This is a genomic window from Nakamurella leprariae, from assembly GCF_016918035.1.
In the GTDB taxonomy this organism is placed as follows: domain Bacteria; phylum Actinomycetota; class Actinomycetes; order Mycobacteriales; family Nakamurellaceae; genus Nakamurella; species Nakamurella leprariae.
The window spans coordinates 364827-381799 of record NZ_JAERWK010000008.1 but is presented as its reverse complement, the minus strand read 5'-3'; the positions used below and the strand labels follow the sequence as shown (position 1 = coordinate 381799).

The following is a 16973-nucleotide window of genomic DNA, read 5'->3' as shown; positions in this document are numbered from 1 at the left end:
GTGGTCCGTCCTTTCGCCAGTCGATCATTCCTTCGAATGCCCGGGCCGACCCTTCATCGGGGTGCGGCCGGAATATCTGTCCCCTGCACCGGGGCGACCGGCCCGACGGCCGTGGCGTGCCGGCGCGGTGGTGACGCGCGCACACGTGGAGTCTGCCGGTGTCTTGGTTCATGCTGATCGTCGTCGTCGGCGTGAGCACCGTGGTGTGGTCGTTGGTGGGTCTGGGTCGGCTGGTGGCCGAGCGGATCGGCCGGACCGGGCCGGCCGGTGCGGGGCGTCGTGGCCGGGTCGGTCCCGACGGATCCGCGCTGCAGCCCGCCGACGTCGCCGTCCTGGTCGCCGCCCACGACGAGGAACTGGTCATCGCGGGGACGATCGCCGCGGCCGCGACCCTCGTCCCGGTCCACCACATCCACGTCATCAGCGACGGCTCCAGCGACCGGACCGCGGAGATCGCGCGGGCGGCGGGTGCCCAGGTGCTGTCCTTGTCGCCCAACCGCGGCAAGGCCGGAGCGCTGGCCGCCGGCATCGAGCACTTCGCGCTCGACCGCACGTTCGAGGTGGTGATGCTGCTGGACGCCGACACCCACCTCGCCCCGGACTACCTGGCGACCGGACTGCCGCTCTTCGACGACCCCGGTGTCGTGGCCGTGGCCGGCCGGGCCAAGAGCATCACCGACCCGGCGCCCGCGACCCGGTCAGGGCGCCTGCTGGTGGCCTACCGCGAGCGCCTCTACCTGATCGTGCAGTTGCTGTTCAAGTACGGCCAGGCGGCGCGCTGGGCCAACGCGGTGGCCATCGTCCCCGGCTTCGCCTCCATGTACCGGGCTCGGGTGCTGCCGTCCATCGACATCGCCGCCCCGGGGTTGGTCATCGAGGACTTCAACATGACCTTCGAGGTGCACGCCCGTCGCCTCGGCCGCATCGAGTTCCATCCGAGCGCCGCCATCGCCCACACCCAGGACCCCGACAGCTTTCGCGACTACACCAAGCAGACCCGCCGGTGGATCCTCGGCCACTGGCAGACGCTGAGACGACATCGACCGCGCCCCACCGTGTTCTGGGCGTCGACGATCGTGTACACGCTCGAGCTCATCGGAGCGAGCCTGCTCTGGGTCCTGTTGGTCCCGCTGCTGGTGATCACCACCATCGGCTCGCTGGAGCCCACCGCGTCCACGGTGTGGACCGCGCGGATGGCCGACTGGCTGGCGCCGCACGACCTGTTGCTCGGTGTCGTGTTCCCGGACGTGCTGCTGACCGCCTTCGCCGCCGTGGTGCTGCGCAAGCCCAGGATGCTGCTGCTTGGCCTCGTGTTCCCGGCGGTGCGGGTGCTCGACGCCACCCTCTGCCTGCGTGCCCTCGGCGATGCGCTGGTGGCGCGGTCGTCCGGCATCTGGTCCAGTCCCGCCCGGCGCAGCAACCAGACCGAGCCGGCCCCGGCGACGGGTGTGCCGGTGGTCAGCGTGGCCGGTCCCGCGGGTCCGGTCCCGCTCAGCCCGGTCCCGCTCAGCCCGGTCCCCGTCACCCCGGTCCCGGTCGTTGCGCTGGCCGCATCGGCGGTCCCGGCGGCGCGCCACGCGGGTGCGATGCCGGTGCCCGTCGCCGCGGGCGCCGCACCCGCTCCGTTCGCGGCGCCGGCCTGGACCATGACGGAACCGGTGACGGAGCCGATGCGGTCGGCGCCGCCGATACCCACGGTGGCGGCGCCCGTCGAGACGGTGGGCCCGCCGTCCGCGGTGGTCACCGGCGACCCGGTCACCGGATGTCAAGTGCCCGAGTCGATGTCGGTGGACCGGGTGGTCCCGCTGACGACCGGTGAGCCCTCTGGGCCGATCGCGCTGAGCGACCCGGTCGACCGCCGGTTCGCCCCACCCGCCGAACCCGGCCACCTGCCCGCGCACGCCGCCGGACCCCGCCACCTGCGGACCCGCGGCGCCACTGCTGGAACCCCGGCGGCCGAGCCGCCGCCGTCATCGGGGGGCGGTCGGCACCGTCGGGGTCGCTGAGCCTCGGGCTCCTCAGCCCCGGACCGCGTCGTCCCGTTCGGCCAGCACCGCCGCGCGTTCCACGGTGAGCAGACTCGCCGCCGAGTGCTCCGCCGCGGCGGCCCGGCCGCCGCCACGGACGCCGAACAGTCGCTTGGACCAGATCAGCCACACGATGGCGAGCACGTTGACGACCAGCAGCAGCACCCGCAGCACGGTCACCTTCTCGGCGATCTCATGGATCTCCAGCGGCAGGAAGACGCTGGTCGCCACCACCGAGAAGTACTCGCCCCACCGGCGCATCGACCACAGGCCGTACGCCTCGACCAGGTTGAGCGCCGCGTACCCGACCAGGCCCACCAGCAGCCAGCTCAGTGCGTTGGGCGACCACGCGAAGAAGCGGTCGATGCCGTGCACCACCGAGGATCGATCCACGTCCCAGCCGAGTTGCTGGGCGAGGGGGCGGAACAGGGCCAGATCGGTGTCGAAGGCCTGCTGCAGAGCCGACCGGTCGTCCCGGAACCGGCCCAGCACCACCACCACCACCACGAACAGCGCCGCCCGCAGCACCCGTTCGGCGGCAAGCAGCCGCTGGATCGTGCGGTCCCGGAGCAGCCGGCCCCGCGGCACCTCGGGCGCCGCGTCAGCCGGACCCGACCGCCGGGCCGGTCCGGCCACGAAGTCCCCACACCGCAGGCACCGCCACGCCTCGCCCGCGGTCGTGGTCACCCGCAGCCGGTCGCGCAGCTCCGGCTCGTCCGGTGCGTACGTCTCGTGCCCGCGGACGGCGCAGCTGCGCAGGCTCCAGTCCACGGGCGCAGGGTAACCGGGGACCGAGGTCCCGGTGCCCGTGGTGCGGATCGGGCGGGTCCGGACCCCGCGCTGCCACCGGGAGACACGCCTTAGGCTTCCCGGCGTGTACACGCTGATCGTGGTCCTGCACGTGGTGCTGGCGGTGTTCATCGTCGGACCGATGGCCATCCTGCCGATGACGGGTCTGCGCGCGCTGCGCTCCGGCCAGGGCGAGCAGGTGGCGACGCTGGCCACCTCCACCTACGTCCTCACCGCGGCGTCGCTGGTCGTCGCACTGCTCGGCTTCGCGGCCGTCGGTCTGGCGCCGGACAGTTGGGACCTGTCGGTGACCACGCCGTGGGTGCTCGCATCGATCATCGTCTACGTGGTCGCGGCGCTGCTGAACCTGCTCGTGGTCGTGCCGGCCATGCGGGTGGCGGCCGCCGACCTGGCTGCCCTCACCACCAGTGGGAGCGGGGCCGGCCCGCTCCTGGTCACCGAGGGCACTGCGGTTCCGGCCCAGGGCCTGGACGACGCGGCGGACGCGACCGCCAGACCGGTCGGCTACGCCCGCATCTCGGCCACCTCGGGCATCGTGTCGGTGCTGCTGGTGGTCGTGACGGTGCTGATGGTCTGGCGGCCGGGCTCGTGACCGGCGGCCCGGATCCGGTGGTCGGGGTCCTGGCCCTGCAGGGCGATGTGGCCGAGCACCTGTCGGCGCTGGCCGAACTCGGGGTGCTGGCCCGCCCGGTGCGGCGGCCGGCCGACCTGCAGGACCTGGACGGCATCGTGCTGCCGGGCGGTGAGTCGACCACCATCTGCCGGTTGCTCGACGTCTTCGGGCTCCGCGCTCCGCTGCGCGACCGGTTGACGGCCGGACTGCCCGCGTTCGGGTCGTGCGCCGGGATGATCGTGCTGGCCCGCGAGATCCTCGACGGCCGGCCCGACCAGCGGCCGCTCGGCGTACTGGACGCCGTGGTGCGCCGCAACGCGTTCGGCCGGCAGGTGGACTCCTTCGAGACCGACCTCGCCGTGGCCGGTCTCGAAGGTCCGGTGCGGGCCGTGTTCATCCGGGCGCCGTGGATCGAGCAGGCCGGACCCGATGTGCAGGTGCTGGCCTCGGTGGCCGGGCACCCGGTCGCGGTCCGGCAGGGATCGGTGCTGGCCACCTCCTTCCACCCGGAGATCGCCGGCGATCTGCGCCTGCACCGGATGTTCCTGGACGTCATCGCGGACAGCACCCGTCCGCTGGGGCGTTGATCCGCCGGGTCCGGACTCGCACCATCACCGCATGACCGACTCCCGCACCGAGCCGAGCGCCTCCACGACCGGGCTGACCCGCGACGCCGGCTGGGAACTCGGGGTGCGCCGCACCGCCGCCGTCCCGCCGGAGACCGCCTGGGACCACCTGGTCGGGCGCGGCGGCCCCACCTGGCTGGGTGTCACCCCGGTTCCCACCGCGGTCGGGGCGGGGTACCGCGCCGCCGACGGCACCACCGGACGGATCCGGAGCTGCAGTCCGGGACGGCGGATCCGGCTGACCTGGCGCCCGGCCGGCTGGACCCACGACTCCGTCCTGCAGCTGACCGTGCTGCCGGCGGCCGGTGGCGCGACGATCGCGCTGCACCAGGAGCACCTGGCCGACGCGGGGGAGCGGAACGAGTTGCTCGCGCACTGGACCACGGTGGTCGAGGGTCTGGTCGCAGAGCTGCAGCAGTCGGTCTGATCGCGGTCTGATCGCTGCGGATCAACCGAGCAGCGCGGCGGACGCGGTGCGGACCAGGTCGATCACCGTGGCCGCGCCGCTGTCGTCCGGATCCTGCTCGGGGTCGTCGATGGCCAGGCTGAGGCCGGCGCAGCCGGGGACGCCGAGAGCGGCGGTGACCAGGTCCTGCAGCTGCTCCGGAGTCAGGCCGCCGGGCTCGTCCGGCACCCCGGGCACGCCCTGGGCGGGGAACAGTGCCGGGTCCAGCACGTCCAGGTCGACGTGCAGCCACCAGGCCGGCCGGTCGTCCGGCAGGGCCGCCGCGACGTGGGCCGCGGCCGCCCGTCCGGCGCCCGCCGGATCGGCTGCCACCGGTCGCAGGTCCCGCTCGAAGACTCCGAGCCCGGCCAAGGACGCCACGGTCAGGTCGCGGCGCCAGTCGTCGTCACGCTGACCGAGCAGGGGGTCGAACAGGGAGGTGCAGTCGCCGCCGGCGACGACCGGGAACACGCCCGCATGGGTCCTCCCGGTCCGCGGCGGCCCGACGTGCCGTGTCCACGCGGGCCCGGCCACTAGGATGGATCGGTGTGTGTGGCGCGGGCCAGGCCGGCGCGCACTCGTCCGTCGTCGTCGCAAGGTCTCGTTCAGGAGCGCTCCGATGTCAGGCCATTCCAAGTGGGCCACCACCAAGCACCAGAAGGCCGCCAAGGACGCCAAGCGCGGCAAGCTGTTCGCCAAGCTCATCAAGAACGTCGAGGTGGCCGCCCGCACCGGCGGCGGTGACCCGGACGGCAACCCGACGCTGTACGACGCCATCCAGAAGGCGAAGAAGTCGTCGGTCCCGAACGAGAACATCGACCGTGCGGTCAAGCGGGGCTCCGGGGCGGAAGCCGGCGGCGCCGACTACCAGTCGATGACCTACGAGGGCTACGGCCCGAACGGCGTCGCGCTGATGATCGAGTGCCTCACCGACAACCGGAACCGCGCCGCCACCGACGTGCGCGTCGCGGTCACCCGCAACGGCGGCACCATGGCCGACCCGGGCAGCGTGGCCTACCTGTTCTCCCGCAAGGGCGTCGTCGTGGTGCCCAAGGACCAGGACGGCACGGCGGTCGACGAGGACGAGCTCACCCTGGCGGTGCTGGACGCCGGTGCCGAGGACGTGAACGACCTGGGCGAGGCCTTCGAGGTGGTCAGCGAGCCGACCGACATGGTGGCGGTGCGCAGCGCGGTGGTCGACGGCGGCTGGGAGTACGACTCGGCCGACGCCAACTTCGTGCCGGCCACCTCGATCGAGCTCGACGTCGAGGGCGCCCGCAAGGTGTTCAAGCTGATCGACGCCATCGAGGACCTGGACGACGTGCAGAACGTGTACTCGAACGCCGACATCCCGGACGCGGTCGTCGCGCAGTTGGAGGAGGAGTAGGCCGCAGCGAGGTACGAGCGGAGGCCGGATCCGACCGTCGGGTGAGGAGGAGTAGGCCGCAGCGAGGGACGAGCGGAGGCCGGATCCGACCGTCGGGTGAGGAGGAGTAGGCCGCAGCGAGGGACGAGCGGAGGCCGGATCCGACCGTCGGGTGAGGAGGAGTAGGCCGCAGCGAGGGACGGCGTGGCGATCCGTCCCTGGTCTGACCTCCCCCGGTAACGTCCGATCGGACACACGTTCGGACGACTTGGGGGTGCTCGTGCGGGTGCTGGGCATCGATCCCGGCCTCACCCGGTGCGGTGTCGGGGTGGTCGACGGTGAGCCCGGGGCCCCGTTGCGGATGGTCGACGTGACCGTGGTGCGCACCTCACCCGACGAGGACATCGCCCACCGGCTGCTGCTGGTGGCCCAGGAGGTCGAGCAGCTGCTCGACCGGCACCGCCCGGACACGGTCGCGGTGGAGCGGATGTTCAGCCAGGCCAACGTGCGGACCGTGATGGGCACCGCCCAGGCGGCCGGGGTGGTCTCGCTGGCCGCCGCCCGGCGTGGCATCCCGGTGGCCTGGCACACCCCGAGCGAGGTCAAGGCGGCGGTGTCGGGGAACGGACGGGCGGAGAAGGCGCAGGTGGCGACGATGGTGACCCGGTTGCTCCGGCTGCCGGCCGCGCCGACCCCGGCCGATGCCTCGGACGCCCTGGCCCTGGCCATCTGTCAGTTGTGGAAGGGACCGGTGGCCGCGCGGCTGCTCGAGCAGGGCGGCGCCCGGCGCACCGTGCGGCCCAGCGGGGCGGCGATGCGCTCGGACCGGGCGGCCTGGACGGCCCGGCTGTCCGGCCATCCGGCGACCCGGGGGAGCCGACCGTGATCAGTTCGCTGTCCGGCACCGTGCTGTCCGTCGCGCTGGACCACGTCGTGCTCGAGGTCACCGGGGTCGGCTTCGCCGTGCGCACCACGCCGGCCACCCTGGCCGGGATGCGCCGCGGCGAGGCGGCCCGGTTGGCCACCACCCTGGTGGTGCGCGAGGACTCGTTGACCCTGTTCGGCTTCGCCGACGAGTCGGCCCGCGACCTGTTCGAGCTGGTGCAGTCGGTGTCCGGGGTGGGCCCGAAGATCGCGCTCGCGCTGCTGGCCGTGTTCGAGCCGGACGACCTGCGCCGGGCGCTGGCCGACGGCGACACCACCGCGCTCACCCGGGCTCCCGGCATCGGCCGCAAGGGCGCCGAGCGCCTGGTGCTGGAGCTCAAGGACAAGGTCGGCGTGCTGCCCGGCAGTGCTGCCGGCGCCCGGCCCGGCCAAGCCGCCGGCGGCGTCGGCGCCTGGAAGAGCCAGCTCACCGACGCGCTCACCGGCCTCGGCTTCACGCCCAAGCAGGCCCAGGACGCGACCGAGGCGGTCGCCGCCGACGCCGATGACCCGGTCGTCGCGAGCGGCCAGGTGTCGGTGCTGCTGCGCCGCGCGCTCGGGCTGCTGGGCCAGCACCGGTGAGCGCCGTGCCGGATCACGTGCCGGATCACGAGCCGGAGGACGAGCGGGACGACCTGACCGATCCGCAGGAGGCCGACGGCGACCTCGACGTCGAGGCTTCGCTGCGGCCGCGGCGGCGGGCCGAGTTCGTCGGCCAGCCGCGGGTCCGGGAGCAGCTCGACCTGGTGCTGCGGGGTGCCCGGCAGCGCGGCACGCCGCCCGACCACATCCTGCTGGCCGGTCCGCCCGGGCTGGGCAAGACCAGCCTCTCGATGATCGTCGCCGCCGAACTCGGGGCGGCCATCCGGCTGACCTCCGGACCGGCGCTGGAGCGCGCCGGTGATCTGGCCGCCATCCTGTCCAACCTGGTCGAGGGTGACGTGCTGTTCATCGACGAGATCCACCGGATCTCCCGGCCGGCCGAGGAGATGCTGTACCTGGCCATGGAGGACTTCCGGGTCGACATCATGGTCGGCAAGGGACCGGGGGCGACGTCGATCCCGCTGGAGATCGCCCCGTTCACACTGGTCGGGGCGACCACCCGGGCCGGCCGGCTGACCTCCCCGCTGCGCGACCGGTTCGGCTTCACCGCCCATCTGGAGTTCTACTCGGCGGCCGATCTGACCTCGGTGATCACCCGCAGCGCGACGATCCTGGGGCTCGATCTGCGACCGGACGGCGCCTCCGAGATCGCCCGCCGGTCCCGGGGCACCCCGCGCATCGCGAACCGGCTGCTGCGCCGGGTGCGGGACTTCGCCGACGTCCGGGCCGACGGGGCCATCACCCGGCAGGTGGCCCGGGACGCGCTGGCCGTCTACGACGTCGACGAGGTCGGCCTGGACCGGCTGGACCGGGACGTGCTGCGCGCGCTGTGCAGCTCGTTCGGCGGCGGTCCGGTCGGGTTGACGACGCTGGCCGTCGCGGTCGGCGAGGAGGCCACGACCGTCGAGGAGGTGTGCGAACCGTTCCTCGTCCGGGTGGGCATGCTGGCCCGGACCCGGCAGGGCCGGGTGGCCACGCCGGCGGCCTGGGAACACCTCGGCCTGCGCGCTCCCGACTGGTCGCGCAGCGGGCAGCCGGAGCTGTTCGACCAGGACTGATGGCTCGAGCGGGACATCGGACCGCGTACGGAGACGGCATCCTCGGGCGCGCTGGACGGGCGTCGGACGGGCCGGTTCCGATACCCTGACGGGGACTGTACGAACGCCGATGCTCCTGATCCGGGTCAGTGTCGGGGTCACCGGACGAGTACCGAGGAGAGTTCGCTCATGGAAGCGATGTTGTTGCCGATCCTGCTGTTCGCAGCACTGGGCTTCATGATGTACAGCGGCATGCGCAAGCAGAAGCGTCAGATCGCCGCCACCAAGACGATGCAGGACCAGCTGGTCCCCGGCACCCGCGTGATGACGACCTCGGGCGTGCACGGCACGGTCACCGCGGTCGCCGACGACACCATCGAGCTGGAGCTCGCGCCGGGCGTGCGCACCACCTGGGTCAAGGCCGCCGTCCGCGAGATCGTCGTGCCGGGCCCGACCACCGACCTCACCGACGTGACCGAGGCCGACCTCGGCCAGGGCGGCGTCGTCCCGCCGGTCGTCCCGCCGCAGCCGGCCGCGCCGCTCGACTTCACCAAGGATCCGGCCCGACGGGATTCCAACACCAACTGAGCTACGCTCGCGGACGCTCCGTCACCGGACCGGGTCCGGAGGGAGCGGGTGCGACCGCACGAGCGGCCGTGACCGACGGACCGGGTGACCGGTCCTCGGTCGGGTCCGGGCACGGGCAACGAGCACGTCGAGGCCCACGGTGACACCGTCGCCGTGGGCCGCCGTCGTGTTCTGAGACGAAATGGGCGTGAAGTGGCATCACCGGCACGACAGTTCAGGCCCTGGCGGTCCATCCTCGCCTTCCTGATCATCACCGCCGGCCTCTACGGGCTGGTGTTCCTGACCCCGGGCGCGAACACGCCGAAGCTGGGCATCGACCTGCAGGGCGGCACCCGCATCACGCTCACCGCTCGCACGCTGGACGGCTCCGACCCGTCGCGGCCTTCGATGCAACAGGCCCGCACCATCATGGAGACCCGGGTCAACGGCTCCGGTGTCGCGGGCGCGCAGGTCCAGATCGAGGGGTCCCGCCAGCTGGTCGTGACCGTCCCCGGCACCGAGGACCTGACCAACCTGACCCGCAGCGCCCAGCTGAACATCCGCCCGGTGGTCGTCAACCCGAGCACCTCGCAGCCGGCCTCCGCGATCGCCGCCGACGCCGGACTGGGGGACGAGCCCGAGCCGACGGAGTCCAGCGCCACCAGCAGCTCGACCTTCACGCCGACCAGCATCCCGGCCATCGGTGACACCAGCGCTCCGAGCACGCCGGCCTCGTCGACCCCGGCGCCGTCGCCGAGCGAGACCGTGCAGCCGGCCGAGACCCCTGCGGAGACCAGCGCCGAGGCGCCGGTCGGCTTCGCCCACCCGGCCGCAGCCGCCGCCTACGCCGCGCAGCCCACCGATCCGGCGACCACCGACGCGCCCGCGACCACCGAGGCGCCGGCCGCGACCGGTCCGGCCACCACTCCGTCGGCCGAGCCGTCGACCGAGCCGTCGGCCGGACCCACCTGGCCCGAGGGCAGCAACCCGGACAACCCGACCCAGCCGGCCGGCACCGACGAGGCCGCGTTCTCGGCCTGGGAGGCGTCCGCGCAGACCGTGCTGTCCACCATCGGCTGCGCCGACCTGGCGCCCTACGCCGGGCTGGACGACCCGGCCAAGCCGCTGCTGGCCTGCGACGAGACCGGCGACCTGATCTACGTGCTGCGGCCGACGCTGATCACCGGCACCCAGGTGGAGAACGCCACCGCCGGCCTGAGCTCGCAGAGCGGCCAGTGGGTGGTCAACATGACCTTCCGGCCGGACGGCTACTCGACCTGGGCCAGCTTCACCGCCAGCAACATCGGCACCCTCACCGCCATCACCCTCGACGGCCAGGTGCTCAGCGCACCGCGGATCAACCAGGCCATCACCACGCAGGGCACCGAGATCTCCGGCACCTTCAACCAGGAGACGGCCACCGCGCTGGCCAACTCGCTGAAGTTCGGCGCCCTCCCGCTGGCCTTCGACCGAGCCGAGTCCGTCACGGTCAGCGCCCAGCTCGGATCCGAGTACCTGCGCGCCGGTCTGATCGCCGGCGGGATCGGGCTCCTGCTGGTGATCGTCTACTGCCTGATCTACTACCGCCTGCTCGGCGTCATCACCATCTTGTCGCTGATCCTGTCGTTCGGGCTGGTCTACGCGATCATGGTGCTGCTCGGCCGGTGGATCGGGCTGAGCCTCGACATGGCCGGCGTCGCCGGTCTGATCATCGCGATCGGCATCACCGCCGACTCGTTCGTCATCTACTTCGAACGGCTCAAGGACGAGGTCCGGGACGGCCGGACCTTCCGGTCCGCCGTGCCACGCGGCTGGTCCCGGGCCAAGCGCACCATCCTGTCGGCCGACGCCGTCTCCTTCCTGTCCGCCGCGGTGCTGTACGTGCTGGCCGTCGGCGAGGTGAAGGGCTTCGCGTTCACCCTGGGCCTGACCACCGTGCTCGACCTGGTCGTGGTGTTCCTGGTGACACATCCGCTGGTCGCGCTGGCCGCGGACGCCAAGGTGTTCGCCTCGCCGACCTTGTCCGGGCTGGGCGGCGTCGCCGCGGCCGGCCGCCGGCAGCGCGCCGCGGTCGCTCGCGTGGCCGCGACCGCCGGTGTCCCGAAGGGAGTGTCCTGACATGGCGCAGTTCCGACCCGGTCCCACCGAGCCGCCGGGCATGCCGCTGCCGGATCCGTTGCCGCCCCGCGGCCGGCCCGGCCCCGACCCGTCGCAGGCTGCGATCGACGCGGTGCTGGACGCCGACCTGACCGAGGGCGCCAGCACCGGCACCGGCAGCACCGACGCCGGCCTGGCCGGGAGCAAGGAGTTCGGTCGCGGAGCCGGGTTCTTCACGAAGCTGTCCACCGGCACCGGCGCGTTCAACATCCTCGGCCCCCGCCGCTGGTACTATGCCTTCTCCGGCTTCATCGTCGTCGCGTCGATCCTGCTGATCATCTTCCGCGGCTTCACCTTCGGCATCGACTTCGCCGGTGGCACCCGGCTGGAGTTCCAGCCCGATCAGGGCACCACCGTGTCGACCACCGACGTGGCCGGGGTGGTGAACGACGCCATCGGCGTCGAGCCGGACGCCGTGCAGACCGTCGGCTCCCGCATCCAGATCAGCAGCGAGGCGCTGACCGCCGAGCAGGTCGTCGCGGCCAAGGACGCGCTGACCGCGGCCTACTCGCCCGAGGGAGGCGTCTCGGACTCCGCGGTGTCGGAGACCTGGGGCGGGGAGATCTCGCAGCGGGCGCTCATCGCCGTGCTGGTGTTCCTGGTCCTGGTCGCCGCGTTCCTCTGGATCCGCTACGAGAAACGCGTCGCGGCCGGGGCGGTCGTGTCCGTGCTGCACGACCTCGTCGTGACCGCCGGCATCTACTCGCTGGTCGGCTTCGAGGTGACGCCGGCCACGGTCATCGGCCTGCTCACCATCCTGGGCTTCTCGCTCTACGACACCGTCGTGGTCTACGACAAGGTGCAGGAGAACACCAAGGGCCTCACGTCGCTGACCCGGCGGACCTATCCCGAGGCGGCCAACCTGGCCATCAACCAGACGCTGATGCGGTCGATCAACACCTCGCTCATCGCGCTGCTGCCGGTGGCCGGTCTGCTGGTGGCGGGTGTGGCCATCCTCGGCTCCGGGACGCTCAAGGACCTGGCCCTGGTGCAGCTGATCGGCATGCTGGTCGGTGCGTACTCGTCGGTCTTCGTGGCCGTGCCGCTGGCCGTGGACCTCAAGCTGCGGGACCCGCAGATCAAGGCGCACACCGCCAAGGTGCTGGCCAAGCGCAAGGCCGATGGCATCACGGTGGACGCCGACGGCGACGTCGTCGCGCGCACCGGGCCCGCCGCGGGGCGTCCCGGTACTCCGGTGCCGGCCAGACGGGCCCCCGGCACGGCGAGCAACCCGGCGGCGGCCGCCGCCTCGGCCGGGCTCAAGGCCGGAGCGGCGCCCAAGCCAGGGGTGCGTCCGGCCCGTCCGCAGGGCAAGGGGGCCGGACGCACCGGCCGGCCCACCGGCAAGGCGGGTCAGCCGCGCCGGCCTCGATGACCGGCCGATGAGCAACCACCCGGCCGGTCCCGGCGCGGCGACCCCGGACGCGCTGGCCGCGGCCGGGGCGGCGCTGGACCGGCTGACCCGGGTGCAGGCGGACTTCCCGATCCCCGGGGTGCTGTTCCGCGACCTGACCCCGGTGCTGGCCGACCGGGACGCCCTGGCCGCGCTCGCGCACGCACTGGCCGGCGCCCAACCGGACATCGACCTGGTCGCCGGGCTGGAGTCGCGGGGATTCCTGCTCGCCGCGGCCGTGGCCATGGTGCTGGACACCGGCGTGCTGGCCGTGCGCAAACCGGGCAAGTTGCCCGGCGACATCCTCTCCGAGGAGTACGCGCTGGAGTACGGCAGCGCCCGGCTGGAGATCCATCCGCACGACGTGCCGGACAGGGCCCGGGTGCTGGTCGTGGACGACGTGCTGGCCACCGGCGGCACCGCCGGCGCCGCCTGCCGGCTGGTGCGGCGGGCCGGCGGCATCCCCGCGGGCGTGGCGGTGGCCGTGGAGCTCACCGCGTTCCCCGGGCGGCGCGCGCTGGGCGACGTCCCGGTGCTGGCGCTGCGCTCCTGGGCCTGACGTCCGCCCGGCGGTCCGTCGCAGCCGACCCAGTGGTCACTCGCCGTGTCGGGCCGGGCACGATGGACCCCATGGCCACCTCGCTGACCGCAGCCCCGTCCGGCACCTGGAACTTCCGCGACCTCGGCGGCACCCGGACCGCGGACGGTTCCGTCGTCCGGTCCGGCCGGCTGCTGCGGTCGGCCACCCTCGAGGCGTTGGACCCCGACGGCCAGCAGACGCTGCTCGATCTCGGGGTGCGCACCGTCTTCGACCTCCGCGGGGTCAAGGAGATCGCCCGGACCAAGGCCGACGTGGTGCCCGACGGGGTCACCGTGCGGATCGAGCCGTTCAACCCGGAGGAGGACGAGACCCCCGTCCACGAGGGCGAGGAGGCCGTCGAGGAGGTCGCCGAGGAGCTGGTCGAGCGGGCCGCCGAGGACGCCTCCCGGGATCCCGGTCAGGACGTCGACGACGCCGGCCCCACCCCGGCGGAGGTGGACGCCGTGGAGCGCCGCACCGCCGGTGACTGGATGCGGGCCTGGAACCGCCAGGTGTCCACGGCCGAGCCGGCCCAGCAGTCCGTGGCCAACCTGCTGCGGGAGCTGGGCAGCACCGACGGGGCGGTGCTGGTGCACTGCGCCGCCGGCAAGGACCGCACCGGCTGGGCCGTCGCCACCGTGCTCACCGCGGTCGGGGTGTCCTGGGACGACGTGCTGGCCGACTTCCTGCTGTCCGACGACGCCGCCGACGACCTGGGCGCGTACATGGACCGGGCCTACCCGGGGCGCCGGCCGGAGCGCGAGCTGCTGGGCGTGCAGGCCTCCTACCTGGAGGCCGCCCGGGACGGCATGCTCGACGCGTTCGGGTCCTTCGACGGATACCTGCAGGCCATCGGGATCACCGAGACCGATCTGGACCGGCTGCGCGCCGCGCTGCTGGAACAACCGGCCGCCGACCGCGGTTGATCCCTGTCGATCACGACGCCGGGAGTCCGCGACGGGCCGGGGGAGCAGGGCGGACCCGGCTAGACTCGACCGGACGCCGGGCCATCCGTCCCAGGACGGGTCCGGGGCGCGTGCGTGCCGTGAGCTGGACCGGGAGGTGCGGATGAGCCTGCAGGACGCCGCCGGGACGGGACCCGTCACGACGACGGCGGCTGACCCGGTCGCCGCCCGGAACGGCGGGTCGGGCACCGAGCACCGCACTGGTGCCGTGGTCGACCCGCCCGCCGGTGCGCCGGCGGCGACCCGGCCCGACGCACCGGCCGTACCCTCGGCCGCGGATCCGTCCGGCTCCCGCTCCCCGTCGGCCACCCGGCGGATCCGCTCTCGGCTGACCCGCCGGATGAGCGGTCAGCGGCCGGCCGCGACCAACCGGTCGGTGCTCGAGCCGCTCATCGCGGTGCACCGCGGTCTGCACCCCAAGGCTGACGTCCGGGTGCTGCAGCAGGCGTACGACGTGGCCGAGAAGGCGCACGCCGGCCAGTTCCGCCGGTCCGGCGACCCGTACATCACCCACCCGCTGGCCGTGGCCACCATCCTGGCCGACCTGGGCATGGACACCACCACGCTGGTGGCGGCCCTGTTGCACGACACGGTGGAGGACACCGACTACTCGCTGGCCGAGCTGTCCCGCGACTTCGGCGACGAGGTGCAGCACCTGGTCAACGGCGTGACCAAGCTCGACAAGGTCAAGTACGGCTCCGCCACCGAGGCCGAGACCATCCGGAAGATGATCATCGCCATGGCCCAGGATCCGCGGGTGCTGGTCATCAAGCTGGCGGACCGGCTGCACAACATGCGCACCATGCGGTTCCTGCCGCCGGACAAGCAGGCGCGCAAGGCCCGCGAGACGCTCGAGGTGCTGGCCCCGCTGGCCCACCGGCTGGGCATGGCCACCGTCAAGTGGGAGCTGGAAGACCTGGCCTTCGCCATCCTGCACTCCAAGCGCTACGACGAGATCGTCCGCCTGGTGGCTGACCGCGCGCCGTCCCGGGACACGTACCTGGCCCAGGTCACCGAGCAGCTGAACGCCGAGCTCGGTGCCGCCCGGATCCCGGCCGACGTGGTCGGCCGGGGCAAGCACTACTACTCGATCTACCAGAAGATGCAGGTCCGCGGGCGCGAGTTCGACGAGATCCACGACCTGGTCGCGGTCCGGATCCTGGTCGGCACGGTGCGCGAGTGCTACGCCGCGATGGGCGTGGTGCACGCGTTGTGGGCCCCGATGCCCGGCCGGTTCAAGGACTACATCGCGCAACCCCGGTACGGCGTGTACCAGTCGTTGCACACCACCGTGATCGGGCCGGGCGGCAAGCCGCTCGAGGTGCAGATCCGCACCCACGAGATGCACCACACCGCCGAGTACGGCATCGCCGCACACTGGCGGTACAAGGAGACCAAGGGCACGCACAGCGGTGCCGTCACCGCGGTCGACGAGGTGGCGTGGATGCGCCAGCTGCTCGACTGGCAGCGGGAGACCGGGGACGCCGGCGAGTTCCTGGACAACCTGCGGTTCGAGATGACGGCGAAGGAGATCTTCGTCTTCACCCCCAAGGGCGACATCCACACGCTGCCGGTCGGTTCCACGCCGGTCGACTTCGCGTACTCGGTGCACACCGAGGTGGGCAACCGCTGCGTCGGGGCCAAGGTCGACGGCCGGCTGGTCGCGTTGGAACGCACCCTGTCCAACGGGCAGATCGTCGAGATCTTCACGTCCAAGGCGGCCACCGCGGGGCCGAGCCGGGACTGGCTGAACTTCGTCAAGTCGTCCCGGGCGAAGAACAAGATCCGCGCCTACTTCGCCAAGGAGCGCCGCGAGGAAGCGGTGGAACTCGGCAAGGACGCCATCGCCAAGGCCGCCCGGCGGGCGGGACTGCCGGTGCAGCGGCTCATCTCGCACGATGCGCTGAGCGCGGCCGGACACGAGCTGGGCTACAAGGACATCGCCGCGCTGTACGCGGCGGTGGGCGAGAACCACATCTCCGCGCAGACCCTGGTGACCAAGGTCGTCTCGGCCATGGGCGGCGAGGAGGAGGCCGGCGAGGCGATCGCCGAGCGGTCGGCCGCCACCATCACCCGGCGGCCGCGGCCGACGTCCGGCGACGTCGGGGTGCTGGTCAAGGGTCTGTCCGACATCCAGGTCAAGCTGGCCCGCTGTTGCACCCCGGTTCCGGGCGACGAGATCCTCGGCTTCATCACCAAGGGCGGCGCCGTCTCGGTGCACCGCATCGACTGCACCAACGCCGCCTCGCTCCAGGCCGAGCAGGCCCGACTGGTCGAGGTCAGCTGGGATCCGCACTCCGCCTCGGTCTTCCTGGTCTCGATCCAGGTCGAGGCGCTGGACCGGGCCCGGCTGCTGTCGGACATCACCAAGACGCTGGCCGACGAGAAGGTCAACATCCTGGCCGCCAACCTGTCGCTCACCAAGGACCGGATGGCGGTGTCCCGCTTCAGTTTCGAGATGGCCGATCCCAAGCACCTGGGACACCTGCTGCGGGCGGTGCGCGGGGTCGAGGGCGTCTACGACGTCTACCGGCTGACCTCAGCCTGAGCGGAGCCGGCCTGAGCCGGCCCGGCCCGGTCGCGGCCGGCCCGGTCGGAACCGGGTGAGAACCATTGCGCGGACAAGTGTTCCTGGGCCAGCCGGCGCAGCGCCAGCAACAGCGGTTCGTACAGCACGGTGCCCAGCACGACGTACTCGACCGCCGCGGCCGGATCGGTCGGGATCCCGAGACCTCCTGTCGGGCCACGTCTTCCGCGGCTTCCCAGCAGCCGCGAAGCACGTCGTCGCCGACGGGCAGGTCGGCGGCGGTCAGGCCGTCCAGGGCCCGATCGAGGAGCGCCACGGTCGGTGACTCCGGGT

Annotated in this window: 17 protein-coding genes; 14 read left to right on the top strand and 3 right to left on the bottom strand. The window is 72.9% G+C overall.

The genetic code is table 11. From position 1 onward, the window contains the following. The first annotated feature begins 158 nt into the window (after window positions 1-158). Window positions 159-2006: a glycosyltransferase family 2 protein gene (locus JL106_RS07055; protein ID WP_205259965.1), complete on the top strand. Its 1848-nt coding sequence runs from the start codon at window positions 159-161 to the stop codon at window positions 2004-2006. 12 nt (window positions 2007-2018) lie between these two features. Here the strand turns inward: JL106_RS07055 and JL106_RS07050 are convergent, their stop codons facing one another. Beyond that, a complete protein-coding gene (locus tag JL106_RS07050; protein ID WP_205259964.1) occupies window positions 2019-2798 on the bottom strand; it encodes a DUF2127 domain-containing protein in 780 nt (259 codons plus the stop codon). 103 nt (window positions 2799-2901) lie between these two features. On the opposite strand from JL106_RS07050, the gene JL106_RS07045 reads away from it, so the two are divergent. The 3 genes from JL106_RS07045 to JL106_RS07035 are packed head-to-tail and all read left to right on the top strand — an operon-like array spanning window position 2902 to window position 4503. Continuing rightward, window positions 2902-3429 (top strand): DUF2269 family protein, encoded by a 528-nt coding sequence (locus tag JL106_RS07045; RefSeq protein WP_205259963.1) that lies wholly within the window; start codon window positions 2902-2904, stop codon window positions 3427-3429. Then, window positions 3426-4037, top strand: coding sequence for a pyridoxal 5'-phosphate synthase glutaminase subunit PdxT (gene pdxT / locus JL106_RS07040; protein WP_205259962.1), 612 nt, complete (start codon window positions 3426-3428; stop codon window positions 4035-4037). Before JL106_RS07045 ends, pdxT begins: the two co-directional genes overlap by 4 nt. Before the next feature lie 31 nt (window positions 4038-4068). Beyond that, window positions 4069-4503, top strand: a complete 435-nt coding sequence (locus JL106_RS07035) for an SRPBCC family protein (RefSeq protein ID WP_205259961.1) — start codon at window positions 4069-4071, stop codon at window positions 4501-4503. A gap of 21 nt (window positions 4504-4524) precedes the next feature. Here the strand turns inward: JL106_RS07035 and JL106_RS07030 are convergent, their stop codons facing one another. Next, window positions 4525-4992, bottom strand: coding sequence for an arginase family protein (locus JL106_RS07030; protein ID WP_205259960.1), 468 nt, complete (start codon window positions 4990-4992; stop codon window positions 4525-4527). A gap of 148 nt (window positions 4993-5140) precedes the next feature. Between JL106_RS07030 and JL106_RS07025 the strand changes: the two genes are divergently transcribed. From JL106_RS07025 to JL106_RS06980, 10 genes are all read left to right on the top strand, one after another. Further along, the gene (locus JL106_RS07025) at window positions 5141-5908 is read left to right on the top strand and encodes a YebC/PmpR family DNA-binding transcriptional regulator (protein ID WP_205259959.1); all 768 of its coding nucleotides are present in this window, start codon (window positions 5141-5143) and stop codon (window positions 5906-5908) included. A gap of 259 nt (window positions 5909-6167) precedes the next feature. After that, window positions 6168-6773 carry a crossover junction endodeoxyribonuclease RuvC gene (ruvC, locus tag JL106_RS07020; RefSeq protein ID WP_205260083.1) on the top strand — a complete coding sequence of 202 codons (606 nt, stop codon included), beginning with the start codon at window positions 6168-6170 and terminating at the stop codon, window positions 6771-6773. Further along, window positions 6770-7393, top strand: a complete 624-nt coding sequence (gene ruvA / locus JL106_RS07015) for a Holliday junction branch migration protein RuvA (protein WP_205259958.1) — start codon at window positions 6770-6772, stop codon at window positions 7391-7393. The genes ruvC and ruvA overlap by 4 nt, the downstream gene beginning before the upstream one ends. Window positions 7394-7446: 53 nt before the next feature. Next, window positions 7447-8472, top strand: a complete 1026-nt coding sequence (gene ruvB, locus JL106_RS07010; protein ID WP_236007049.1) for a Holliday junction branch migration DNA helicase RuvB — start codon at window positions 7447-7449, stop codon at window positions 8470-8472. A 168-nt stretch (window positions 8473-8640) separates the two neighbouring features. After that, complete coding sequence (yajC, locus tag JL106_RS07005; RefSeq protein ID WP_205259957.1) at window positions 8641-9039, top strand: preprotein translocase subunit YajC; 399 nt, start codon at window positions 8641-8643, stop codon at window positions 9037-9039. Window positions 9040-9231: 192 nt separating this feature from the next. Continuing rightward, window positions 9232-11136 (top strand): protein translocase subunit SecD, encoded by a 1905-nt coding sequence (gene secD / locus JL106_RS07000; protein WP_205259956.1) that lies wholly within the window; start codon window positions 9232-9234, stop codon window positions 11134-11136. Window position 11137: 1 nt separating this feature from the next. Further along, window positions 11138-12550, top strand: coding sequence for a protein translocase subunit SecF (secF, locus tag JL106_RS06995; protein WP_236006920.1), 1413 nt, complete (start codon window positions 11138-11140; stop codon window positions 12548-12550). Between the two features lie 7 nt (window positions 12551-12557). Continuing rightward, entirely contained in the window at window positions 12558-13127 is a 570-nt protein-coding gene (locus JL106_RS06990; RefSeq protein WP_205259955.1) for an adenine phosphoribosyltransferase, read from the top strand. Window positions 13128-13198: 71 nt separating this feature from the next. Next, a complete protein-coding gene (locus tag JL106_RS06985; protein ID WP_205259954.1) occupies window positions 13199-14074 on the top strand; it encodes a tyrosine-protein phosphatase in 876 nt (291 codons plus the stop codon). A 142-nt stretch (window positions 14075-14216) separates the two neighbouring features. After that, window positions 14217-16661 (top strand): RelA/SpoT family protein, encoded by a 2445-nt coding sequence (locus tag JL106_RS06980; RefSeq protein ID WP_328841624.1) that lies wholly within the window; start codon window positions 14217-14219, stop codon window positions 16659-16661. Here JL106_RS06980 and JL106_RS20795 read toward each other — a convergent pair. Further along, window positions 16640-16801, bottom strand: a complete 162-nt coding sequence (locus tag JL106_RS20795) for a hypothetical protein (protein WP_236006919.1) — start codon at window positions 16799-16801, stop codon at window positions 16640-16642. The genes JL106_RS06980 and JL106_RS20795 overlap by 22 nt on opposite strands. Window positions 16802-16973 lie beyond the last annotated feature (172 nt).

What these genes read in the sequence shown, in the direction of transcription:
- JL106_RS07035 (WP_205259961.1), top strand. Translation starts at nt 4,069, where the DNA reads ATGACCGACTCCCGCACCGAGCCGAGCGCCTCCACGACCGGGCTGACC.
- JL106_RS07025 (WP_205259959.1), top strand. Translation starts at nt 5,141, where the DNA reads ATGTCAGGCCATTCCAAGTGGGCCACCACCAAGCACCAGAAGGCCGCC.
- yajC (WP_205259957.1), top strand. Translation starts at nt 8,641, where the DNA reads ATGGAAGCGATGTTGTTGCCGATCCTGCTGTTCGCAGCACTGGGCTTC.
- secF (WP_236006920.1), top strand. Translation starts at nt 11,138, where the DNA reads ATGGCGCAGTTCCGACCCGGTCCCACCGAGCCGCCGGGCATGCCGCTG.
- JL106_RS06990 (WP_205259955.1), top strand. Translation starts at nt 12,558, where the DNA reads ATGAGCAACCACCCGGCCGGTCCCGGCGCGGCGACCCCGGACGCGCTG.
- JL106_RS06985 (WP_205259954.1), top strand. Translation starts at nt 13,199, where the DNA reads ATGGCCACCTCGCTGACCGCAGCCCCGTCCGGCACCTGGAACTTCCGC.
- JL106_RS06980 (WP_328841624.1), top strand. Translation starts at nt 14,217, where the DNA reads ATGAGCCTGCAGGACGCCGCCGGGACGGGACCCGTCACGACGACGGCG.